Here is a 24,129-nt window from a genome sequence, read left to right on the forward strand (position 1 = left end):
GCCGTTTACGATTGAATGAGCCGAACCAAAACTTTCCGAAGTTTGCTCACGGCTCCTTCATCACCGATGATGGCCGTGCCGGTTTCGTACCATTCCGGCGTTCCCAGGTTCAGATACCGGCCGGGTTTGCGCGGAACATCGAGCAGAGCTTCTTCGCTGTTGTAATCCACAGCGAAAAAAACTTCCATCAGGGCCTTCAATTCTTTCCACGGCAGGGTTTTGGCTTGGGGTTGGTTCGCACGCCGGGTTTCCAGACGCACCTCCCGTCCGGCAAACGATGCGGTCAGGTGCGCTTCTGTCCGGTTGCCCGACTCGATTTCCAGGTAGGTTGCTTCAAACGGTTTTTCTTTCCCCGAAACTTCGTATACGGCCTGAATCAATTCCTGGCTCAAAAACTGCCATTCGGAGCGCTGAGAAGGCGTTCCGGACTGGCTGCCCTGCGCGTACGTTTCAATCGTCACCAAAAAATAATCCTGATTGTCACTTAGTTTTTCTTCATTAAAAGTCTTGAGCTGGGTTTTTCGGGCCAGATCGCTAACGGTTTGCTCCCAAATGGCCGGCAGGTGTCCCGCCCATTGGTAGTCATCGTTCATGGAAAAGCCTTCTCCGGTAATTTCTTCTTCGTCCAGTTCTTCCCGATCGGTATAGGTCATCGTCAGGTTGATCGACAGACGGCCGTCATTGGTCGGATGGAGTTGAAGGGTAAAAAAGTGGGCGTACGGTGGTGGAACTACCAGAGCGGTTTGGTACCGGATTTCGATCATTTTGAAGCGCTGCTCAATCATGTTGCAAGAATAGGGATTAAAGACCGGAGAAAAAAGACGCCCGGCTATGGGTGAGCCGAAACAATCGCTTTTCGGTCGATCTTCCCGGTGGGTGTTTCGAAAAAAAACGGCACCCGTACGGTTTTTCGGGGCACAGCATACGGCCCGATGGCATGCTTCACGACCTTTTCAATGGCGTCCAGGCAACTTTCCGGCCATTCGGTTCCTTCCAGAAACAAAACAACCTGCTGCCCCAACCGCTCGTCCGGCACACCCGCGACGAAAAACCGGGCCGAAATGCTCTCCTTCGCCAGTAGTTCGGCAATCACGTCCTCCACCCTTTCCGGCTGAATTTTCACCCCCCCGCTGTTGATGATCGAGTCGGCACGGCCTAAAAGGCGAAAATGAAAAGAATCAATCAGGTCGACCACATCGTTGGTTTGAATCGTTGCAAAGTCAGAAGCTGCGGCTGTGATAAATAGACAATTTCGCGCATCGACCCCGATTTCAACGCCTTTCAATGCCTGAAATACCTCCGTTCGACCCGGCCCGTTGATGCGCCGGATGGCAATGTGGGAAACGGTTTCGGTCATGCCGTAGGTGCTGAAAACCGGGGCCGATACGGTTTGCAACCGTTCAGCCAGTGTTCGATCCACGGCGGCTCCCCCCACCAGAATTGCCTTCATGCGATTCAGAATGGGCAACGAATGACCGGGATGGTCGAGCATCGTGTGCATCTGCAAAGGCACGAAAGCCGCAAAATCAAACGGTTCGGTTTCCGGATTGAGGGTTCGCAACGGATTGGACGACGGTTCTACGACGGTCATCACCAACCCGAGTTCAAGCCCCCGAACCAGCATCATGACCCCGGCAATGTAGTCCACATTCAGGCAGACCAGCGTGTGATCGCCCGGCGCCAGGCCGAACGTGTGGCCCGTCAGAACCGCACTGGCCCTCATCTGGCGTCGACTCAGGTTGATCGGTTTCGGCGTTCCGGTCGATCCGGAAGTATGGAGCGTGAACATCGACTGGCCGGAAAGCCATTGCCGGCAAAACGCGATGGCCTTTGCTTCGTATTCCGTTTGGGGTATCGGTAAATTACCGGGTGCTATTCGCATGGGGAGTACGGTATGAATCGTAAAAATAAGCTACTTTTGCCCCGATTTTTGTTCCTGACAAAACTCTGAAGGCCCACATCGGTTTTCAAGTTTATCGTTTCTGGTTTATCGTTGCCGATCGTGGTACACTTTTCGGAACATTAAACCGTAAACTTAAAACTGACCCACTTTACTATGGCGAACGAAGCGTTTGTAAATCCGATTTCAGTCGATAAAGTTACGGATAAACCCGGTTTGCTCGAATATGCCCACTCGGTTGGTGGCGCCTTGATCAAGCCGGAGGACAAGGGAAAAATGAAAGGCCGGGCGGTGACGGCCATGCGTGAACAAACGGATTTGCAACTCTCGCAGTTGTACCGGCAGATGCAGTTGCTGGCCGAACAGGCCACCGCCATCCGCAACCGCGTGGAAGTGTCGGAACGGATTTACGGTGCCCAAATGGGTTTCGAACCCATTGTCGGACACACGTATTATTTCTATGAGAAAAAAGACGGAACCGATGTGTTGTCCATGATCGCACCGAATGAGTGGGGACGGACGTATCCGTTTCGCCGGTGTGTTGCCACGGTTCGCATGATGGCCGACCACACCTGGGACGTCGTTTACCATGAAACTGAGTTTACAGAAGAATAAATTAGATGGCTAATTATGGTTTGATGGTTAAATGGTTTTGATGGTTAATTAGCTAGTTAGCTGTCATTCAAACTTTTAACCATCAAACCATAATTAACCATCAAACCATAGTTAACCATTTTAACCATAGTTAACCATCACAAACTTTAACATTCAATGCAAAGCAAATATCCCTGGGAAACCATTAAAGAATACCGCGAGATTCTGTTCCAGTATTACGAAGGTGTTGCCAAAATCAGCATTAACCGGCCCGAAAAGCACAATGCGTTTACGCCGTTGACGGTCAGGGAAATGAGCGAAGCCATGGAACTCGCCCGCCAGGACGAGCGCGTGGGGGTTGTGATTTTGACGGGTGAAGGTGGCAAAGCGTTTTGCAGCGGTGGCGATCAGTCCGTCCGGGGCCATGGCGGGTATGTGGGTGAAGACAGCGTTCCGCGGTTGAACGTGCTCGATTTTCAGATGCAGATCCGGCGGATTCCGAAACCGGTGATTGCGATGGTGGCTGGCTGGGCCATCGGCGGTGGTCACGTTCTGCACGTGGTTTCTGACCTGACGATTGCGGCCGAAAACGCCCGTTTCGGCCAGACCGGCCCCAAAGTCGGGAGTTTCGACGGCGGTTTTGGCGCTTCGTATCTGGCCCGGATTGTCGGACAGAAAAAAGCCCGCGAAATCTGGTATTTGTGTGACCAGTACGACGCACAGGAAGCCTTGCAGATGGGGCTGGTCAATAAAGTGGTGCCGCTGGAACAACTCGAAGAAACCACCCTGGAATGGTGCCGCAAGATGCTCGAAAAAAGTCCGATTGCGCTGCGGATGCTGAAAGCATCGTTCAATGCCGAACTGGATGGTCAGGCCGGCATTCAGCAACTGGCGGGTGATGCCACCCTGTTGTATTATTTGTCGGATGAAGCGAAAGAAGGCAAAGATTCGTTTCTGGAGAAACGCAAACCGGATTTCAGTAAGTTTCCAAAATTCCCTTAACCCCTGTCCATGATTGATCTTCATATCGAATCTCAGTCGAGCGTTCCGAAATACCGTCAGATCGTCAACGCGGTGATCAATGGCATTGAAATTGGTACCCTCAAAAGGGATCAGCAACTGCCGTCGATCAATGAACTGAGTGAAGAATATTACCTGGCCCGCGATACCGTCGAGAAAGCTTACAACTTCCTGAAAAAAGAAGGGGTGATTCAGGCGGTTCAGGGCAAAGGATTTTTTATCCGGCGCGATGGTCCCGGCCAATTGCGGGTTCTGTTTCTGATCAACAAGTTTAGCGCCTACAAAAAAATCATTTACTATTCGCTGGTGAATGCTTTGGGCCACAACGCTGTGGTCGACCTGCGCATTCACCACCACAGCGCGCAGCGGTTTAAAAAACTGCTGGAAGAAAATCTGGGGCAATACCACTATTACGTGGTGATGCCGCACTTTTACGAAGAAACCGAACAGGTGAACGTCGTCAAGTTGCTGGAGCAGATTCCGGCCAACGAACTGATCATTCTGGATCGGGAGATTTCGGAATTACACGGCAACTATTCGGCGATTTACCAGCAGTTTGACCGCGATATTTACGAAGCCCTGGAATCAGGTCTGGATGTGCTGGAAAAGTACAAAAAACTGACGTTGGTTTTCCCAAAAGAAGTCTATTATCCCCGGGAAATCGTGCGCGGTTTTCGAAATTTCTGCGTTCACTACCACAAAGAGTTCGAGCTACTCGATACGCTGACGGGGCGCGAACTGCAAACCGGTACGGCCTATATTGTGCTGGAAGACGGCGACCTGGTCGAACTGGTTCGGCAGGTCAAACAGCGGGGTTTGAAACTGGGGCAGGACATCGGAGTGCTGGCCTTTAACGAAACGCCCCTGAAGGAAGTCCTGGCCGACGGCATTGCGGTGATTTCGACCGACCACGAAAAAATGGGCGAAACCGCGGCCCGGCTCATTCTGGAAAAACGACATGAAAAAGTAAAAAATCCCTTTCAGTTGATTCGGCGGGCGTCTTTGTAAGAGAGGTTCTGCGGACTGTTTTCTTTCAAACGCGCCACCCGAATGCCCGAAAATTGCCGGTTCCACAACACGTAATCGGCCAACGGTTCTTCCGATATCATTACTTCACCGTAGTGCGACGACGCGTGCAGCAAATGCGCCCTTTTCTCTCCATTAGGGCCATTTTGCCAGACCACAAAACCAACGTGCTTCATGTCCAAACCGGGCCGGGAAGCCGTCAGCATGATGATGTCGCCTTCTTTCAGGCTACTTTCGATCTCTTTGATGCGTTTTTTGGGAATAAACCAGAAGCTCTGCTGGCTGATGGCCGACTCCACCAGCGCGATCTGCTGAAGGGTTGAAGGGTCCGAAAGCTGCGGGTATTTCCAGGTGCTTTTGGTCATATACGACACCGGTTTTGACACCTGCATACCGCCAATTTTTCGCGTCACATCCTGTACAATCCCCTTTTGCTCGTTATCGACCAGCCATTCCGAAAAGTAATGCAGGCGACTGGCAAACCCATCGATGGTGCCGTTGCGATACCGCAGTTTGGTTAGGTTCTTGCGAAAAAGGCGGTCGAACTGCACCGAATCCTGCTCGTTGAGCAACTGATGACGGGCCAGCGAAAGCGCGAGGGTGGTTTCCAGAAATGTGGTGCAATCGAACGCCCGAAAATTGACAACCAACTGTTCGGTTTCATTGCCATCCAGCGTGTGGGCCACATACGGACGCCCCTGAAACGATTTACTGATGGCAATTGCCGTTTCGGCCGGGGAGATTCCGGGCGCAACGACCACCTGCCGAAGTGGCGAAGTCAGAGTAATTTCCTGAGCAATCGACCGGGTAAAAGGCACTAACGCAAGCAGAACGGTAAACAGTTTCTTCATCAAGTACGGTGATTAAGAAAACGCAGGAATCAAGACAGCGAACCGGTTTTCCGTGAAAATAGCAAAAATCGGATCACGATGCCACATCAATCTGTATATACACGGTTGAAATAAAAAACCAGCTCCTATTTCAAAATACCGTTATTTTGATCTTTGTCAGTTTTTGGATTCGCTTAAAGTCTGACTGATTGAAGGTGTACAGCTCCTGGCAATGATGGGTTTCGGCAATAGCTGTATGGAGACAATCATTGATATTTTGAAAGCCAATCACTTTCGCTATTGAGATAGCCCGAAGCATCTCCTCCATTTGATAGAAAACGGGTTCAAAAGGCAGAAAAGTTTGCAACATGGCCTCAATGTCATCCGGCTTTCGGTCAAGCCGGTGTAACACGTAAGCGGTTTCTTGCAGGGATAAAAACGAAATCAGAAACTGACTGGCAGATGTTGCTGCTTCGTAAAGCTCTTTTGCTTTTTTATTTTTGGTAGAATCCTGTGGAACCAGAAGGTGGATCAGCACATCCGTATCAAAGTAGATCATAAATTCACTTCATTCGCCAAATCAGAAAGATTTAGATTCGGGTCTACTTTCATGTCTTTGAACCGATCAAGCAAAACCAACGACTTTTTATAAAGCTCTTTTTGATTGACTGGTTTTTTATCTGGCACGTCTTCAACCGTAATACTGACTTCCTTACCCGCAAATTTGGCTTTGATAGCCTCTAAAAAGCCACTATTCAACGAATCTGCCGGTATTCTGTACGTTAATTGCATAGCACGCTGCTTTAAAATCTCACCAATTTAACATTATTCTTCTTCATCTCGTTCGACTTTTTTGCAAATGCATCAAGAGCATTTCGTACGAAAACGACAAAATTAATCCATCTAGCTAGCTTATTTGATTTCCAAAACCAGCACACTCAACGGCGGCAATTCGACCGGAACACCGGAAGTCGCGGCTGATTTTAACTTGGTTTTTGTCCGAAAAATATCGCTAAACGAATAGATTTTGGTCCCGTCCAGCTTCATGGTTTTCCAGGCTTCCACCGGAATGCGAACCGTCGTTTTAGCGGTTTTCTGTTTGTCGAAATTACAAACAATCAGCAGTTTCTGTTTGGCCGAGTGCCGCAGGTAACTATACAGCCGGTGCTGGTCGTAGCCGGGGCTTTTGCCGGCGTTGTTTGCGTATTGCAAGTCGTAAAAAGCACCCATCCGGATGGCGTCGCTGGTGTTGACCAACTGGTTCAACTGCTGGTAGAATTTCCGAAGATTTTTCTGGTCGTCCGTTAGCTTGCCACCATCGAACCTGGCGGGTTTGTCCACGCTGCCGTTGGTCCAGGCCTGAAATTCCGGGACACCCCAGTAATCAAAAATGGTCGTCCGGCCATCTTCCCCCTGAAACCCTTCGGCCTGCGTCGGGTTGACGCCCAGTTCCTGCCCGAAATAGATCATCAGCGGGCCGGTGTGCAGGGTGGCCGAAAGCGTCATGGCCGGAACCGCCGTCCACGGATCGCTGGCAAAAAACCGGGAGGCCACGCGCTGTTCGTCGTGGTTTTCCAGAAACCGCAGCATGTGATTGGCATAATCGCCCGACTCCTGTTGCCAAACCCGCGTAATATCCTCCGTCGTCCCGTGGCCTTCCATCAACCGCCGAACGGCGTCATACAGGCCAACTTTGTCGTAGAGGTAATCGAATTTGCCGGTAAAAATATAGTTGCGGTATTGCTGCGGGTTGTAGATTTCGGCGATAAAAATGACATCGGGAAAAGCCGCCTTGACCTGCGGAATGGCCCAGCCCCAAAATTCGACCGGCACCATTTCGGCCATGTCGCACCGAAAACCGTCCACGCCTTTGGCCGCCCAGAACAGCAGAATATCCTTCATTTTTACCCAGGTCGACGGAACCGGATCGAAGTGCGTTTGGCGGTTGTTGAGGTAATCGACACCGTAATTCAGCTTGATCGTTTCATACCAGTCATTGAGGTCGGGCTGGGCTTTGAAAACGTCATTGCCTGTCGCTTTGGCCGGATTTTCAACGTAGTTCACCACCGATTCTTCCGGGGTCACGACGCCCTGCGGCACCTGAAATGATTGACCGGGCAAATAATAGAAATTGTTTTTCGGATCGAAGGGTTTGCTGGTGTCATCGCCCTCTCCCATGTCCTGCACGCCTGCCGGTTTGGCGTCGGAATGATACTCCCGGGCCACGTGGTTGGGAATAAAATCGATCAGCACTTTCAGATCGTTGGTGTGCGACCGTTTCAGTAAATCCTCGAATTCCTTCATCCGGTTGGGCACATCGACCGCCAGATCCGGGTTCACGTCGTAATAATCTTTGATGGCATAAGGCGAACCCGCCCGGCCTTTCACCACCTGCGGATTGTCTTTCCGGATCCCGAATGCCGAGTAATCCGTCATCAGCGCGTGTTCGATAATTCCGGTATACCAGACGTGCGAAACACCAAATTTCTTCAGTTCCTGCAAGGCTTTGGCGGTAATGTCGTTGAATTTGCCAACGCCGTTTTCATCCCGGCTTCCCCAGGGTTTATTGGTCGTATTCTGATTACCGAAAAGGCGTGTAAAAATTTGGTAAACAACGAGTTTGTCTGACTTTTCTTCGATGGGCACAGATGTATTCATGTTCGACTGTAAGGGTTCAACGGAAAAAGCCGCCAGGGTATGCAGCATACCGGAAGCCACCAACCCACCGGCAAAAGTTCGGCGGTTTATTTTGAAAGAATCTGGAGTGGATGAATTCGTCTTCATGTCCAAGATACAAATTTACCAATGTCTGCCTGACGAGACGGACTGGTTTCGACGTCAAATTTCAAATTTACTGGCAATATGAAAACAAATCCTTTATTTTACCATATTTAAGATTGTGTTCCAATCTCTCCGCTAACCGTTATGAACCGTTCGATTACCCTCTTGCTTCTGGTCATCCAGCTTGTCTTGTGCCGGGCCCTGGCGCAGTCCGCGGCCATCCAGCGCATCGACCCAACCAACTGGTGGGTCGGCCTGAAAAACCCCAACCTCCAGCTTCTCGTCTACGGCCCCAAAGCCGGATCGATGACCTACACGATCAACTACCCCGGCGTCAAACTGGTGAAAACACAGAAGGCCGAAAACCCCGATTTTATTTTTCTGGATCTGCTTATTTCCGCAACTGCCAAACCGGGCACTTTTCGAATTGTGGGAAAAAGCGGCTCCGAAACCGTCAGTCGAGCCTACGAGTTAAAGCCTCGGACAACCGGGCCGAAAGGGCAGGGCGTTTCGGCGGCCGACTTTATTTACCTGATCATGCCCGACCGCTTTGCCAACGGCGACCCGGCCAACGATGCTTTTCCTGACCTGCTCGACACCAAAGCCGATCGGTCGGTTCCGCATTTACGGCACGGCGGGGACTTGCAGGGCATCACCAACCACCTGGATTATTTGCAGGAACTGGGCGTCACAGCCCTCTGGATGACGCCGGTTCTGGCCAACGATGAAACCTTGAAACAGGAAGCTCCCGACCGGATGCAGGCGGGGTACCACGGCTATCATTTTACGGACCATTACCAGATCGACAAGCGGTTTGGCGGCACGGAGGGCTACCGAAAATTGGGTCAGGCGCTCCACCAGCGCGGCATGAAACTGGTGCAGGATGCGGTGTATAACCACGTGAGCGACGACCACTGGCTTTATAAAAATCAACCGTTCAAAGACTGGTTCAACCAATGGCCGACCTACACCGGCAGTTCGCACAAAGAGCAGGCTTTGTATGATCCCTATTCTTCGGCTTCGGACCGAAAAGTACTGCTGGACGGCTGGTTCACGCCTTTTCTGCCCGATCTGAACCTGCGAAATTCGTTTTTGTCCACGTATCTGATTCAGCATGCGATCTGGTGTACGGAGCTTTTTGCGCTGGATGCGTGGCGCGTCGACACCTATAAATACAACGATTTGAACTTCCTGAACCGCTGTAATCAGGCCCTTTTGACGGAGTATCCCAAACTCCATATTTTCGGGGAAGCCTGGGTTGGCAACCCCGTGGCGCAGGCGTTTTTTGTCAAAAACCGGATCGAGCAGCCGTTCAAATCCAATCAGCCGGGCGGTCTGGATTTTGTCTTGTATGATGCTTTTAATGCGGCTTTGAAAGAGAATTTTGGCTGGGATTCGGGCGTCAACCGGGTTTATCAGGCGTTGGCGACAGATGCGGTTTATGCCGATCCGCAAAAGCTGGTTACGTTTCTGGACAACCACGATACCGACCGCTACCTGTCGGTGATTGGCGACGATTACGCGAAATACAAAATGGGCGTCACCTGGCTTCTGACAACGCGCGGCATCCCTTCATGGTATTACGGAACGGAAGTGCTGATGAAGAACACCAAAAACCCGTCGGATGCGGAAGTGCGCCGGGATTTTCCGGGCGGTTTTCCCGGTGATCCGGCGAATAAATTTACCGATGCCGGGCGAAACGAAAAGGAAAAAGACGCCTTCAATTTTGTAAAAAAACTGGCTAATTACCGGAAAAACACGCCGACTTTGCACGCGGGGAAATTGATGCAGTTTATTCCCCAAAACGGCACCTACGTCTATTTTCGCTATGATGCGTCCAAAACCGTGATGATAGCGACCAATTCGACTGAGCAGGAAATCAATCTGGAAACCGGCCGGTTTGCCGAACGCATGGCAGGTTTTACAAAGGCTCGAAACGTGCTGACCGACGAGGTAATCAACAGCTTGACTACCCTCAAATTACCGGCCAAAACTGCGGTGGTGCTGGAACTGGCTCGCTAAACGGGCCTGGATGAAAACGGGGGAACGCTAACGCATAAGTCCTTTTTTATCGCTTTATTGCAGTACACAACCTGCATAATCAATCAGCCAATGCCCATAAAAGCCTTACTTTTTGACCTGGATGGCGTTATTGTTGACACCGCGATTTATCATTATCAAGCCTGGCGACGGATGGCCAACACGCTGGGATTCGATATTACGGAAGAATTTAATGAGCAATTGAAGGGCATCAGCCGCACCGAATCCCTGGAAATTATTCTGGCCCACGGCGGGCTGACGATTTCGGAGGATCATAAGCTGGCACTGGCTACGCAGAAAAACGAGTGGTATCTGGAACTGATTTCACAGATGACCCCTGCGGCTATCTTGCCCGGCGTAACGGATTTTTTCGTGGCCGTAAAAGCCGCTCACCTCAAAACTGCCCTCGGATCGGTCAGTAAAAATGCCCGCCTGATTCTGGAACGCATTGGGATGATCGACGATTTCGATTCGATTATCGACGGCACCAAAATCAGCCGGGGCAAGCCCGATCCGGAGGTTTTTTTGAAAGGTGCCGCCGAACTTCACGTCCGGCCCGACGAATGTGTGGTTTTTGAAGATGCCGTTGCGGGTGTCGAAGCCGCCAAACGGGGTGGCATGCTGGCGGTTGGCATTGGTTTGCCGTCGGTTCTGACCCAGGCCGACCTGGTGGTGCCGTCGCTGGCGCAATTGACGATGGAGGAGGTCTTCACCCTGTCAGCGGTCGATAGACCCTGACAGCGGTGAAGACTTTTTCCAAGGCCGTCGCATGATCGATCGACAGATCCTAACAGCGGTTGAAACCCAATCAGCGGTCGAACTCTGGCTCAACCGATCATGTCATCAGCGGTTATCTTTTTTATTAAATAAAAACCGCTGTCAGGGTCTGTCGATCATGCAATGACCCGGCGCTGACAGGGTTTGAAAAATATGCAAAAAATAGAAACCGCCCACCAACTCCAGCAGCGGATCAAAACGGTTCTGGAAACCGTTGAGCGGGAATTTCGTCCGCTGTCCGACGAGCAACTGAACTGGAAACCCGACACCAAACGCTGGAGCATCACGCAGTGTTTGCAACACCTCAACCTGGCCGAACGGTTTTACATTCGAAACCTGCAGAAAAAAGTCGATGACCTGGGATTCATTCAGACTAACCCGACCGATCAACCGCTGAAAAGCACGCTGGTCGGTCGGATGCTGCGCAAAGCCGTCGACCCAAACAGCAGCCTGAAACTGCCGACGGTTTCGTTCATGACGCCCCGCAACGATCTGGACGCCCGCGATGTGATGAAGCAGTTTGTTGAATTACAGCAGCTTTTGCACGAATTGCTCGACAAGGCACCGTACATCGACTGGAACGAGGAAAAAGTGATGACCCTCTTTGGCAACTGGCTTAAAATCAACGTCGGCGATGCGTTTCAGATGCTGGTGGCCCACACCGAGCGTCACCTCAACCAGGCCCTGCGGGTGAAGCAGGAAGCCGCTGGTTTTCTGGCGAAATAATTATATTTACGCCCAGCCCTTGATCAAAAAACCATAAGTATTTACCAATCAATTTATTAACAGCGCACCCTATCACATAGTGTTTTCCATCTCGCTAAAAATAACCTTAACCCGGAATGAAACAGTACTTAAAGCACGACCCCTGGCTGATTGTTGAAGAGGATTTCCACCGTTCCTACAATGAAATTACGGAGAGTGTCATGAGCCTCGGTAACGGGCGCATGGGACAGCGGGGAAATTTTGAAGAAAATTTTTCGGGCAAAACCTTGCAGGGCAACTACGTTGCCGGGGTTTATTATCCTGACAAAACCCGGGTTGGCTGGTGGAAGAACGGGTATCCCGAATACTTCGCCAAAGTGTTGAACGCGGCCAACTGGATCGGCATTTCCATCAACATCGAATACGAAACACTCGACCTGAACACCTGCGAAGTCCGCGATTTCCGGCGCGTGCTGAACATGCAGGAAGGGTATCTGGAACGGTCGTTTGTGGCTTTGCTGAAAAGCGGAAAAGAGTTACAGGTCCATTCGAAGCGGTTTTGCTCCATCGTCGACGACGAAGCCGGGGTGATCCGCTACAGCCTGACGCCCCTGAATTTCGATGCTAAAATCACCATTGAACCCTTCATCGACGGCAACATCCGCAACCGTGACTCCAACTACGACGAAACGTTTTGGGATGAAGTACGGAAAGAAACCGGCTACGGGGAAGCCTACATTGAGCTACGGACCCGAAAAACCGGCTTTCACGTTTGCACCGGTATGGCCATCGAAATTGAGCAGGACAACGCCCGGATCGATTTTCAATCCCAGCCCATCCGGCAGGAAAAATACGTCGCCAACCGCATCACGCTCGAATGTCGCCAGGGCCAGGAAACGGCGATTTACAAATACGCCGTCAACCTGTCGTCCCTGAATTATGACAGTGACTCGGTGGTTGCGGAAACCCGGAAATACCTGCAGCGGATTACCGGAAAAGGGTTCGACCGGATGCTGATCGAACAGCAGCAGGCCTGGGCCGACAAGTGGAAAATGAACGACATTACCATCGAAGGCGATGTTGCGGCCCAGCAGGGCATCCGGTTTTCGATTTTCCAACTGAACCAGACCTATACCGGCGAAGATGAACGGCTGAACATTGGCCCGAAAGGATTTACCGGTGAGAAATACGGCGGCTCGACCTATTGGGACACCGAAGCCTACTGTTTGCCTTTTTACCTCGCCACCGCCGACCAGAAAGTGAGCCGAAACCTGCTGCTTTATCGGTATAAGCACCTCGAAAAAGCCATCGAGAATGCCCGGAAACTGGGTTTCAAAGCCGGGGCGGCCCTCTATCCAATGGTGACGATGAACGGCGAGGAATGTCATAATGAGTGGGAAATCACGTTTGAGGAAATCCACCGCAACGGCGCCATCGCCTACGCCATTTACGATTACGTGCGGTATACGGGCGACGAGGACTATTTGACAGACTACGGTCTGGAAGTGCTGATTGCCATCAGCCGGTTCTGGAGCCAGCGCGTCAACTGGTCGGAGGCCAAACAGCAGTATGTCATGCTGGGGGTCACCGGGCCGAACGAGTACGAAAACAATGTCAACAACAACTGGTACACAAGTTACCTGGCCGCCTGGACGTTGCGCTATACCACCGAAGTGGTTGGCCGGGTAAAACAGCTTAATCCGGAGAAATTCATGGCGCTGTGTGACCGGATTCATTTCCGGGAAGAAAAGGAAGTGGCCACTGCTCTGCACATCGCAGAGAACATTCACCTCCCCTACGACGAAAACCGGCAGGTTTTTCTGCAACAGGAATCGTTTCTGGACAAAGAACTGATGCCGGTGAGCGAGATTCCGAAAGGACAGCGGCCGTTGAACCAGCACTGGTCGTGGGACCGGATTCTGCGCTCGTGTTTTATCAAACAGGCCGACGTGTTGCAGGGCATGTATTTTTTTGAAGACGACTTCGACCGGGAGACGTTGCGCCGGAATTTCGATTTCTACGAGCCGATGACCGTTCACGAATCGTCGCTCTCACCCTGCGTCCACTCGGTGCTGGCGTCGCAACTGGGGATGAAGGAGAAGGCGTATGAAATGTACCTGCGCACCGCCCGGCTGGACCTCGACGACTACAACAACGACACCGAAGACGGCTGTCACATCACCTCGATGGCCGGCACCTGGCTGGCGGTGGTGAAGGGATTCGGCGGTTTCCGGATCAAGGATGAGCAGGTGGTTTTAGAACCCAATTGCCCCGACAACTGGGCGTCGCTGGCGTTCAAGGTGCGGTTTCGCGGAGCCTTGCTGGAAATCAAAGTGACGCAAACCGATGTAAGTGTGCAGAACTTTTCGGACAAAGCCGCCGAGATCGTTCTCTTTGGCAGTTTGCTGGTTCTGGAGGGCAAAAGCCAGAAAACGGTGCAGCGACCGGCCAATGTGGAGATTGAGCCGGATGCGGTTTAACAAAAGGCCTGGTTCCCAAACCCGAAAATTCATTTCTCCGGTTTGGGAACCAGGACACTTACATTTTGCGGATTTTGAAAACGAGCGGTAATACGTGCTGAGTTGCTCCTCCGGCATTGAAGGTGAGTTGATTGCCCATTGACTGAACACCCGCCTGACTTAACGAAACTCGCTCACCACCAAATATCTGCGTGATACGCTCAGCCAGATTTCCCGGTATGGCGTTGAGTTTTTCAATGATTTCCTCCACCGACAGTTCTGATTTGGAAAGTAGCAACGCAAAATCCTCGGACTCCGTCTGCACACCGGTTTTCGAAGGCGTAATGGCAAACGAACCTGTTGAGGGAATCTGCAAATCGCCGGTGGCAGGCGTTACGTCTCCCACCACGTCAATGTCTTTCCCGCCATTGCCGCTGTTTATCTGAACGCGCGGATGCAACAGTTTAACCCCATCGGAATTCAGAACCAGCACGTAGGTAAAAGCCGAATTAGTGACTTTGATTTTAAACCGGGTTCCCAGTGGGTAGGCTTCCGATGTGGTAAAATACAGATCCGGAACCGTCGAGTGATCATTGGGAACATCCGTCACCACATCAATGTCTTTGCCCGTCCGTAGCTCGAAATTCATTGGAAGCTCTGTTGAATTGGTGGTTTGCACGAACATCAACGTTCCCGACAACTGGCTGACGGTCGGGGCCGGAATCACAACGGCTTCGGATTGGGGCTGAACAAGGGTTCCACTGCCTGCGGCCAGCGCAGGATTCCCGGTGGTTGTCGGACCACTCAACGCCGGGTTGCCGATGGACGTCGCCGGCGCGGGAATGTCCAGTTCCGACCAGAGTTTCAGGCGCAACGGGTTGTAAAACTGTTCGTTCACAACGGGCAGCACGGCATTGAGCGTCAGTTTCTGCTGAATGCGGGTGGTTACGTTGGTCAACACCTGACTGACAACGGTTGAAAACGTGGCTTTGGCCATTGCCTTCAAATCATCCAGAATGGCTTTTCCACTACCCGGAATCGATTGGAGCACCGGTACGAGCCGGTTATCGTACTCCGTTTTTACGGCGGCATAGAGGGTTGCATACTGTGCGGCTTCGGCAGCCGGGTTGGCGGCCACGGCCTGCATCCGCTGGGTGTTGACCAGATCCTGCTTAACGGTTTTCAGGAAGGCATCGTGCTTTTCGTACACCCCCGTGTAGGCCAGCCGGAGCTGCTCGCGCTGTTCGGCAGTGAGGTTGGGCGACTGGGCCGCATTTCGGGTATCCCGTTCAACACTGGATTTGAATTCCGCACACTCCCGGAATACGTCGGTCTGGCGGAGTTGAGCCAGAATAGTGCCATAGTCACTGGTGGACGTTTGGGCAACAGAACCGGCCCTCCAACCCGACAAGAGCACAACTAAAATTAGCAACTTTTTCATTATCAACTCATTAAGGACGTGGCACATAAAATTGAAGGAGCTTACTGGAATAGCCAAACCGGATCAGATCAGCATCGGCATATTCGGTTTCAGCAACCGTTAATGTAAAGTCACGGCAGGCATCTCCCTGTGGCTTTGCGTTGATCCAGCGGTAAACCGCCACATACGGTAGCCCGTCGCTGGGCGGCCGACGATAGGCATAAAACTGAAATTCCTTATCTTTATAGCCCCATTGTCGCAGTTGGGCATCTGAAATTTCATGCTCGCCAAACATCATTGAGGTCGCGCAGTTGGGACTGGTCCATCGGTAGACGGCAATGGCATCAGGATGATTAGGCCGGGTTTTATAAGCGGAATACTGATAAGTCTTCAACGTGTATCCCCAGCTCTGAAGTTGGGCATCTGTGTGTCGTCCTTCGGGCATCGACTCAAAATCGCCTATCACGGGTGATTTCCAGCGCACAACCCGTACCAACGCCCCTGCCGTATTGCCGTTTCCGGATGAAGACACAACAGAACCACTGGGTTGAGCATCCGCCATCGGCGTCGGGGTTGGTGCCACGGGTGCCGTAAACAGTTCTTTGTTCGTGGCATCCGCCAGAGCAATCTGGTAACCTCCGGTTTTGGTCGGCCAGGTTCGCCCCAGCAAAACCGTGTACGTCTGGCCGGGTTTGGCTTCAAAATCATACGGTTCCGTCGTTCGCCAGAGTGTATCGTATTTTACCGTTAAAAATCCTTTTGCTTTCAACACCATGTATTTGGCTTTCAGGCTAATCTTACCGGTTTGCATCTCCGTAAATTTGAACGACCTCCCCAATCCCTGATACGGTGCCCCGTTGACATACAAATAAAAATCACGGGGGCGCATATCCTGGTGTGCGCTGACCGCCAGTTGGCAGGATTCTGCATCTTTATTGACCAATACCTGAAACGCTTTACTTTTGTAAGGAGTAGGATCGTCGGTCCTAAAGCGAGCTTCCGTCGTATTTCGGCCTGCGGTATTGACCAGCACCTGACCATTGTAGTTGGCCCGGACGATTGCAACGCCTGGCGCACTGGCCCGGATCGGCACAAACCGGCCACTCGCCAAAGCTGAACTTCCTGAAATCCAGGCAAATTGCCCTTTGTTTAGGATATCATAAACATTCACTTCCATCACCGTCGTACCCAACGTTATTTTAGCCAGTTGACTACCCGATTCGATATAACCCAGTCCATGACCCGCCCGCGCCAGAAAACGGGCCTTGCCCGCTGGCTCGGGTCCGAGCGATACCGCCCCCGGCGGAATGGCACCGTTACTCTGCTGCGTCCATTTGCTGTCGGGCTCAGGATCGTTCACACAGCCCCAAAACCGCACGTCTCCCACTTGATCGGGGCATTGGTCAAACAGGTTTGGAATGCCATCGCCATCATTATCTTTGTTCCGTTCAGCGGGTAAACCGGTAACCTGAAAGGAAACCGACTTCGCTGTGCCCCCCGCAGCAGGTTCAGCCGGAGGGGCTCCCCCAACCGGTGATCGTACCGGTTGCCCCATTCCCGTACTATTTTTGGGTCTGACAATCGAAAAATGATAACCGATAGTCTGTTTTGAATTGACGCTTTGAGCAAACTGCTTGTCGCGGGTCGTCACAAATACGGATTCCTTGATGTAATGATCCAGCTCGTTGGTTTCCACAAAACCGTTTCCATCGGTGTCGGGCCGAATGGTGCGCCGACCGTCCAGCACCGGTTTTCCGTCGAATGCATCCAGGAGGCATTGGGTGAAATAGCCATTCTGACAAGCCTCACATTCATCCGATTTTTCACTCGACGACGAGGAACCAATCACAATCGTGGCCTTATCGTTTGCGCTCAGCGCCCGAAGCAATCCTTTAATGGCTTCGTTTTGCTCGGCCTGAAAATCGCTGATGTCTTTGCCACCCCCGCCGAAGTTTTTGGCAAAACTCCCACTGTGACAGGCATCCAGTAGGGCAATGTAATTACCTCCCAAGGCGCTGAGTTGCTGGGTCAGATCCGAACGACTCAGGGTGGTGGCCGTTCGGTCGTCGTTGTCGAATTCATGCGTCACCAGGGCGTCGTTCAATCCATGTCCGGAGAAAATGAAGACCAGAAAACTCGTAGGCGACACCTTCTTTTTCATATCGATGAGCGCAGCCCGAATGTTGGCCCGGGTAGCCTGCTCATTCACCAACGTTTTGACTTCCCGCACATCGTACAGATCGGTTTGACTACGCCAGGCTTCGGCCAGATCGAGCGCATCCTTGTGGGCATATTTGAGATTGTACTTCGGATTTTTATATTTCGACACACCGACCGACAAGACAAACAAACCCGGTTTGGGTGGCTGGGCATTGGTGGCATTCATAAGCAGCAGCCCGGCTACCAACAGCAGCGAAAAATGCAGGGGCGTTTTCATACTCAATTTTGGGGTAAAGCAAATTCAACCCGCACCGGCGCAAACTCGATGCCTACAATCCGCGTATCGTCATTGCAGTTGTCGTCATGACTGATATCGCCCCCGCCGGTGTCGCCAACGATGGTAAAATATTTCACGAGCGTGCCTTCAATTGCCGGCACCCGCACGGCGGTATTGCCCTGATTGTCCATGCGCCGGACCAGCTTGCCGAATTCGTTCAGATTGCCGGGTGGAATGCCGTGTAAGGCAAAAACCGCATTCGCAATGCCTCCGCCAATACCGTCCAGAAACCCGTTGACGGCGGCTGAAACGTCGGTTCCGGGAAACAGAAACTGCGGACCCGCCGGAGGACTGATGAACTGCGTCCGCGACGCCTGATCCGACAGAATCCGGACGATTCGCTTGCCATACGGGGCGTCATACACTTTGCGCGTCCAGCGGCCTTCGGCGGTCGACCAATCGTGCTGGGTTTCCTGCGCCCAGAACGTGATGTCGGCATAAATAGCACGTCCACCGTCGGCCAGGCGAAGCTTTACCTCCGATTTAATGCGCGGCCCGTGGCCGTCGAATTCGCCATCGCCCCGCGTCCGCTGATTGGGGCAAAGCCACTCATTGATGTTTTCAAGCCGGATGGTCTGGCCTGTCGCCAGGGTCATTCCGTTAGTACCGGGCCTTGGCACCCAAAACTGTGTCATTTTATTGGAATAGCCATACCCGATGAGCCGTTGGTCTGGATGTTCGGTTTCGGCCACCGTCAGCGTGAAATCCCGGCATTTATCACCCTCCGGTTTGGCATTGATCCAGCGATTGACGGCTACAAAATCACCCGTCGCCGGTTTGTTCCGGTAGGCGTAAAACTGAAACTCTTTGTCTTTATAGCCCCACTCTCGCAGCTTCACATCGGGGATTTCGTGCTCCCCAAACATGATCGAGGCCGCACAATTGGGCATCGTCCAGCGATAAACCGCAATCGCGTTGGGGTCGCTGGGGCGGGTTTTGTAGGCTGAATATTGATACGTTTTGGTTTTGTAGCCCCAGCTTTGGAGTTGAGCGTCCGTATGACGGCCTTCGGGCATGGATTCAAAGTCTCCGGTGACGGGCGAGATCCAGCGCACGATGCGGACCATGTCCTGAGCCTGGACCAGACTACTGACCAGCCACCCCATGAGCAGCAAAAAAAGTAGTTTCATACGCGTTACTTTTTTAGAGTTTTGAAAGAAAAAACGGGTTGTAACTGCCAGCGTTTGACCAAAAACCGGTGAAACAGCCAGACGGGCCAATACAGAACTGATCTTCGATGCACCCGGTTAGCTGAACAAAGTATTCCGTCCCACTTTTGGTTGCCCGGGCTTTCTGAATCACAAAGTTGGGCGGTTCCACGTCAACAGTATACAGGCGTTGGGCAGGTCGAAACACGCTCAGATTCCCCTCCTCCCCGTCCAGTTGCTTCAGATCCTGCCAAAGTTGCACACCGGAAAAGGGGGAACGGTACCGGCGGGTCGCCATCAGCGCACCTGTGACTTCTGCTGTTCACATTTTTCCCACATGCGGGCGAAGTATTCAGCGCCGGAGAAGAGATTGGTTATAATAGGTTTGCCACCCGGTTTCAACGAAATGTCCTGTAAGAAATCAGGCATTAAACCATAGTGAGCGACCCCTTCCTGCGTATAATCCCACTCCCGGCTACCACCATTCCAGACGGTTTTACACTTGGTGAAACGCGCATAGAAAGAAGTCGAATTCAGACCCGGCGATGTCTTTGGTAATGGCTCCATCCCGTTGACATCTGTCCCAATTGCAATACCCCGATTTGCCATCGCTACCGAGACCTTTTGGGCTGCATCAATAAATCGTGCCGCTTCTGTATCCGCGGTACCAACTCCGAACATTCCCCCCAAAGCCGCCACTCGTTGCGTTGTTGCCAAATTGACAGCCCGCTCATTCCCAGAAGTACCCCGAAGTCCATTATGGCCAATGTTAAAGGGATAACCCCCTGGTATATTTTTCACCAAATCCAGGGTCATTTCCATGGATTTTTGAGACATGTGATCAATATCGATCAGCATACCCAGTTTCATCATTTCGGCGATAGCAAACGCTCCGATTGGGGTCAAACCTTTGCTATTGGCGTGCCCTCCCGGAGTGCTGGCATATCTGGCATATTGAGCATCCGGTGTAAGCAGACCCGTAATCAGTTTGAATTTATCCCAGCAACCCAGCATCGGAACCGGGCATTTAAAAGCATCGAAAGCGGGTGGGAACGGGATGCCGGAAGCACCATCGATAGCGGCCTTTACGGATAGATTTCCGGCTCCATCCAGGCCACTGCCCAACCGGTGCGTAATGGTCGGATCGGTAGAACTGGCGACGGTAAATAGACTTCCGGTGGCATATTTGTTGGCCAGATTGAACAAGTCTTCATATACAGCGGTTCCACCAAACTTGTTATCAACCAGGTGAATCGGAAATACATAACGAACTCCTTTCGAATAAAGCCGCTGGATTTCGGCCCGTACCGTCGCTTCATTGCAGACCACTCCCGGTTTGTGGAAATTACCCAGATTATCCACTTCAACCCCAAGGATAACGGCTAATTTATTAGCACCTACAATTCGGCGCAGATCGGCAGAACTGCGGGCAATGGCCATAAAATCGCTGTGGCGGCCGACGAAACTAATAATCTCGTCTATTTGGAGATCGGAGGTGGTTTTGTCGTCTTTGGGTACATCCCCATCAATCACCTCGGTTAATAACTCATTGTTGACCGTCAGGGCAACCATCGTCCGCAGCCCTCCGTCGTAAGCCCGTTTAATCCATTCCCACCACATTTGCTGGTGGGAGACCGAAGTTTGGTGCGGCCAGTACTTCAAATTAGCTTCAATACCGGCATGCTGGTGATCGCCGTGAAGGTTGCCTCCTTCAAAGGGATTGTGGCTGGTATTATACACAAAATCCCCATCGAGTGCTTTACTAATGGCGACCGCGCGAAGGTAATTGCCACAGCCGTTATCCGTTCCCCATCCACCGTGGGTGGCGTTGCAATTGCCGAGTGCATCCTGAATCGTTCGGGCTCGGAAATCACTACCATTACACCCTCTCGTGCCAGCGGGAATCAAAGACCCTATGTCCGGAGCGCCGTGCATGAGTTTTTTGCCAAATCCCAAATGGCTCATCGGATGCGTGTGCAAATCCACAAAACCCCACAACGGCATGTTCGACCGTGTGGACACTGCCGCCCCCGGCGTATCTTCCACTTGCACATCATCCACAAGAATTGACCCATTTGCCGCTTCGTCGACGACCCGAATCCGGCAGATGCCTTCATATTTATTCAGATATTGACGGGAGAACTGCTGCGGAGAAGGGGTGTTGGTGGTTGTAAATGACACGGTTTCAACAATGGAATAGCTTTTCCCATCCACAGTGGTTTGCGGAACCGGTTTACGATCAAGCAGGGAAGACGTGACTGGCCTTCCCGTTTTAGGATCAATGAGACCACCACGCGATTCCTGGCTTTTCACGATTCGTTCAATCGCTTTGCCGTTATCAGCCACGAGCAATTCAACCCGCAACTTTGGCAACTCATCAGCCGCCCGCCAGTTGACTCCACTCCAGTTTACACCCATCAGGAACGTGATGTACTTCTTATTCGGTCTAAATTCGGAAGAAATCAATTCGGCCCGGTTTGTACCCGCCCCGGCAGAACTGGCATAAAACTCGCCCTGCCGACCGTTGTTCCATTTGAAATCGGGCGTCAACCCCTGCCAGTAATCGCCACCCAGCGGCATGGTTCTTGGCCCCCAGGCCGATACCGGCATGGGTAAATCGCCCCGTTCCACCCGAAAGCCGTTGCCGGTATTCGTCCAGCCCGTGAGGTTGCCCAATTCGAAATTGGGGTTGAGTAGCTGAGATTCAACAAATAGATCTTTAATCGGTTTGTCTCTATTCATCATGTCCAACCCGGGCCTCGGCACCCAAAACTGTGTCATTTTATTGGAATAGCCATACCCGATGAGCCGTTGGTCTGGATGTTCGGTTTCGGCCACCGTCAGCGTGAAATCCCGGCATTTATCACCCTCCGGTTTGACGTTGATCCAGCGATTGACGGCTACAAAATCGCCCGTCGCCGGTTTGTTCCGGTAGGCGTAAAACTGAAATTCCTTGTCTTTATAGCCCCACTCCCGCAGCTTCGCATCGGGGATTTCGTGCTCCCCAAACATGATCGAGGCCGCACAATTGGGCATCGTCCAGCGATAAACCGCAATCGCGTTGGGGTCGCTGGGGCGGGTTTTGTAGGCTGAATATTGATACGTTTTGGTTTTGTAACCCCAGCTTTGGAGTTGAGCGTCCGTATGACGGCCTTCGGGCATGGATTCAAAGTCGCCGGTGACGGGTGAGATCCAGCGCACGATGCGGACCATGTCCTGAGCCTGTATTCTCAGAGCCGTGAGAATAAACAGCGTGCAAAGCAATAATTTTGTTTTCATGAAGGTGAGTTTTAAAAAGCGGGCAGCATACAATTAATTGGTTTGCAGCCGGTTGGCAATGCGCAAAAAGCCATCCCGGTATTTCACATCGGCCAGTTCATCCGTCAGGCTACTGAAATTCTGTCGGTCACTGACGAACTCGAAACAGGTTCCGGCAATGTGGTATTTGTCGCGATCGGTTTTAAATGCCTGCATCAAGCGACGAACCTGCTCTACGGTCATCGTCTGCGTAGCCCCTTGCTGTTTAACCTTTGACTGCATAATGATTAGCGGATCATCGACCGATGAGTAGCCTAATCGAATGATGGTAGCGATCATGGAATCCGACATCGGTTTTTTCACCCCGGCACCCGTTCCATTTGGTAAACCGGAACCGGTTGTAGACGGGCTGAATGTCCACGAATGACCACGCTTGTCGCCCGCAAACCGCACCAGCGGTTGCCCGGATTGATCGAGCATAATGGTTTGCTTCGGATAGCCCGAGGGATCGACAAATAAGACATGGATGCGGTCGAGATTCCAGTTGTCGTAGCCCTCAAACGGGCTGTGGCCGCTTCCATCGTGCAGAATTTTGAAAGCTCTGAAGTTTGACGGTTTCCAGCCATTGCCCAGCGGAAAATCGTAGTAAAAGCTACTGTTATTACCCGAACCGCGTCCCTGGTTCATATTCACATCCCGAAATTGGGGATAGCTGCCCATTTCCGGGGTTGGGAAAAGACTAATGGTCACGTTTTGCCCGTTCCGGAGGTCGTCGCCCCCCGTCGTAAGGGTAAAGCGGATATAGGGCTGATTACCGTTTTGGGCCACTACCCAAACGGGCATCGACAGGAAGAACAGGAACAGCCAGCGGAGCCGATTGAGAAGTTGACGGGTTTTCATCGCTTCAATTAGTCAGGCAGGTTGTAAAACTTTTTCACTTCTTCATAATTCGAAAAATCAACGGCTGCTTTACGGCCATTTCGAAGGTCATTGGCCGGAATGGCGATGATCCGAATAGCATTAAAGGTCAGGGCTCCAGATCCAGAATTCCGATCTAAATACAGTTGTCGCTCTCTGGCACCGATCCTAACGGCGTAGGTATAAGTATTGTCCATTAACCTAAATGATCCTGGTAAGAATGACCATGAGAATGGCTCAGCCGGAAAACTCACATACGTAAAAAAAACCGAGTTTGATATCTGGTCCGTTGTCAATGGATTAAGAGAAAAGTTTGAAAAACCACTAGCGGTGGTAGTCCTTGGACCGTAAGAAATTTGGATAACATTCGCATTTCCAGTGGCCCCCGCCGGTCCTGCTACTCCGGTGGCTCCGGCCGGGCCAGCCGGACCCGTTGCACCTGTATCGCCTTTGGGACCGGCTTCACCGGATTTACAGGCGGAAAACAGAGAAAGGATCGTCAAAGCCACGATGAGCGAACGAAGAATGGAAAAAATAGACAGGTTGATCATGGTTGTAAAATGGTACACTGAAAAGTTGAGTATCGTTTTGGGCAGAAAGCCCCGTAGAGATTGTCGCTTCAAATGTAGAACGTCCTTCAATGCCCGTCAATCCCATAAAAAGGGGACGAGGGAACTACGCAGCGGCCCCGTAGAAATACCTGATTTTAGGCTTTAAACCCTGATTTTGCTAAAAACTGGTCAATACAAAATCAGC

Annotated in this window: 20 protein-coding genes; 7 read left to right on the forward strand and 13 right to left on the reverse strand. The window is 51.8% G+C overall.

Annotation, left to right across the window (positions count from 1 at the left end):
- Window positions 1-5 precede the first annotated feature (5 nt).
- On the reverse strand, window positions 6-785 hold the full coding sequence (locus tag DUE52_RS27520) for a hypothetical protein (protein ID WP_114409307.1): 780 nt from the start codon (window positions 783-785) through the stop codon (window positions 6-8).
- Window positions 786-829: 44 nt separating this feature from the next.
- A complete protein-coding gene (locus DUE52_RS27525) occupies window positions 830-1,882 on the reverse strand; it encodes an AMP-binding protein (RefSeq protein WP_114409308.1) in 1,053 nt (350 codons plus the stop codon).
- Window positions 1,883-2,056: 174 nt separating this feature from the next.
- Between DUE52_RS27525 and DUE52_RS27530 the strand changes: the two genes are divergently transcribed.
- The 3 genes from DUE52_RS27530 (at window position 2,057) to DUE52_RS27540 (ending at window position 4,522) form a co-directional block, all read left to right on the forward strand.
- Complete coding sequence (locus tag DUE52_RS27530; protein ID WP_114409309.1) at window positions 2,057-2,515, forward strand: DUF2452 domain-containing protein; 459 nt, start codon at window positions 2,057-2,059, stop codon at window positions 2,513-2,515.
- 156 nt (window positions 2,516-2,671) lie between these two features.
- On the forward strand, window positions 2,672-3,496 hold the full coding sequence (gene menB, locus DUE52_RS27535; protein ID WP_114409310.1) for a 1,4-dihydroxy-2-naphthoyl-CoA synthase: 825 nt from the start codon (window positions 2,672-2,674) through the stop codon (window positions 3,494-3,496).
- 9 nt (window positions 3,497-3,505) lie between these two features.
- Window positions 3,506-4,522 (forward strand): GntR family transcriptional regulator, encoded by a 1,017-nt coding sequence (locus tag DUE52_RS27540; RefSeq protein WP_114409311.1) that lies wholly within the window; start codon window positions 3,506-3,508, stop codon window positions 4,520-4,522.
- On the opposite strand, the gene DUE52_RS27545 is transcribed toward DUE52_RS27540, so the two are convergent.
- The 4 genes from DUE52_RS27545 to DUE52_RS27560 form a co-directional block, all read right to left on the reverse strand.
- A complete protein-coding gene (locus DUE52_RS27545; protein WP_114409312.1) occupies window positions 4,495-5,391 on the reverse strand; it encodes an N-acetylmuramoyl-L-alanine amidase-like domain-containing protein in 897 nt (298 codons plus the stop codon). The two genes, DUE52_RS27540 and DUE52_RS27545, sit on opposite strands and share 28 nt — an antisense overlap.
- Before the next feature lie 130 nt (window positions 5,392-5,521).
- Window positions 5,522-5,929: a type II toxin-antitoxin system VapC family toxin gene (locus tag DUE52_RS27550; protein WP_114409313.1), complete on the reverse strand. Its 408-nt coding sequence runs from the start codon at window positions 5,927-5,929 to the stop codon at window positions 5,522-5,524.
- The gene (locus tag DUE52_RS27555) at window positions 5,926-6,162 is read right to left on the reverse strand and encodes a hypothetical protein (RefSeq protein ID WP_114409314.1); all 237 of its coding nucleotides are present in this window, start codon (window positions 6,160-6,162) and stop codon (window positions 5,926-5,928) included. The genes DUE52_RS27550 and DUE52_RS27555 overlap by 4 nt, the downstream gene beginning before the upstream one ends.
- Window positions 6,163-6,282: 120 nt before the next feature.
- On the reverse strand, window positions 6,283-8,028 hold the full coding sequence (locus DUE52_RS27560) for an alpha-amylase family glycosyl hydrolase (RefSeq protein WP_374755927.1): 1,746 nt from the start codon (window positions 8,026-8,028) through the stop codon (window positions 6,283-6,285).
- Window positions 8,029-8,295: 267 nt separating this feature from the next.
- Here DUE52_RS27560 and DUE52_RS27565 point away from each other — a divergent pair, with 267 nt between their 5' ends.
- The 4 genes from DUE52_RS27565 (at window position 8,296) to DUE52_RS27580 (ending at window position 14,153) form a co-directional block, all read left to right on the forward strand.
- Complete coding sequence (locus DUE52_RS27565) at window positions 8,296-10,173, forward strand: glycoside hydrolase family 13 protein (RefSeq protein WP_114409316.1); 1,878 nt, start codon at window positions 8,296-8,298, stop codon at window positions 10,171-10,173.
- 90 nt (window positions 10,174-10,263) lie between these two features.
- Window positions 10,264-10,929 carry a beta-phosphoglucomutase gene (gene pgmB, locus DUE52_RS27570; RefSeq protein WP_114409317.1) on the forward strand — a complete coding sequence of 222 codons (666 nt, stop codon included), beginning with the start codon at window positions 10,264-10,266 and terminating at the stop codon, window positions 10,927-10,929.
- Window positions 10,930-11,121: 192 nt separating this feature from the next.
- The gene (locus tag DUE52_RS27575; protein ID WP_114409318.1) at window positions 11,122-11,694 is read left to right on the forward strand and encodes a DinB family protein; all 573 of its coding nucleotides are present in this window, start codon (window positions 11,122-11,124) and stop codon (window positions 11,692-11,694) included.
- A 116-nt stretch (window positions 11,695-11,810) separates the two neighbouring features.
- Entirely contained in the window at window positions 11,811-14,153 is a 2,343-nt protein-coding gene (locus DUE52_RS27580) for a glycoside hydrolase family 65 protein (protein ID WP_114409319.1), read from the forward strand.
- Between the two features lie 58 nt (window positions 14,154-14,211).
- Here the strand turns inward: DUE52_RS27580 and DUE52_RS27585 are convergent, their stop codons facing one another.
- From DUE52_RS27585 to DUE52_RS32985, 7 genes are read right to left on the reverse strand one after another with little or no spacing between them, the layout of a single operon-like run.
- The gene (locus tag DUE52_RS27585) at window positions 14,212-15,573 is read right to left on the reverse strand and encodes a hypothetical protein (protein WP_133299961.1); all 1,362 of its coding nucleotides are present in this window, start codon (window positions 15,571-15,573) and stop codon (window positions 14,212-14,214) included.
- Window positions 15,574-15,583: 10 nt separating this feature from the next.
- Entirely contained in the window at window positions 15,584-17,989 is a 2,406-nt protein-coding gene (locus tag DUE52_RS27590) for a caspase family protein (RefSeq protein ID WP_114409321.1), read from the reverse strand.
- Window positions 17,990-17,991: 2 nt separating this feature from the next.
- Entirely contained in the window at window positions 17,992-19,179 is a 1,188-nt protein-coding gene (locus DUE52_RS27595) for a hypothetical protein (protein ID WP_114409322.1), read from the reverse strand.
- A 13-nt stretch (window positions 19,180-19,192) separates the two neighbouring features.
- Window positions 19,193-19,459, reverse strand: coding sequence for a hypothetical protein (locus DUE52_RS27600; RefSeq protein ID WP_133299962.1), 267 nt, complete (start codon window positions 19,457-19,459; stop codon window positions 19,193-19,195).
- Between the two features lie 35 nt (window positions 19,460-19,494).
- The gene (locus tag DUE52_RS27605; RefSeq protein WP_133299963.1) at window positions 19,495-22,476 is read right to left on the reverse strand and encodes a membrane dipeptidase; all 2,982 of its coding nucleotides are present in this window, start codon (window positions 22,474-22,476) and stop codon (window positions 19,495-19,497) included.
- A 33-nt stretch (window positions 22,477-22,509) separates the two neighbouring features.
- Window positions 22,510-23,355 carry a DUF4476 domain-containing protein gene (locus tag DUE52_RS27610; protein ID WP_114409325.1) on the reverse strand — a complete coding sequence of 282 codons (846 nt, stop codon included), beginning with the start codon at window positions 23,353-23,355 and terminating at the stop codon, window positions 22,510-22,512.
- A gap of 8 nt (window positions 23,356-23,363) precedes the next feature.
- Window positions 23,364-23,924, reverse strand: coding sequence for a collagen-like triple helix repeat-containing protein (locus tag DUE52_RS32985; protein ID WP_114409326.1), 561 nt, complete (start codon window positions 23,922-23,924; stop codon window positions 23,364-23,366).
- Window positions 23,925-24,129 lie beyond the last annotated feature (205 nt).

This window comes from Larkinella punicea (genome assembly GCF_003334855.1).
Classification (GTDB): domain Bacteria; phylum Bacteroidota; class Bacteroidia; order Cytophagales; family Spirosomataceae; genus Larkinella; species Larkinella punicea.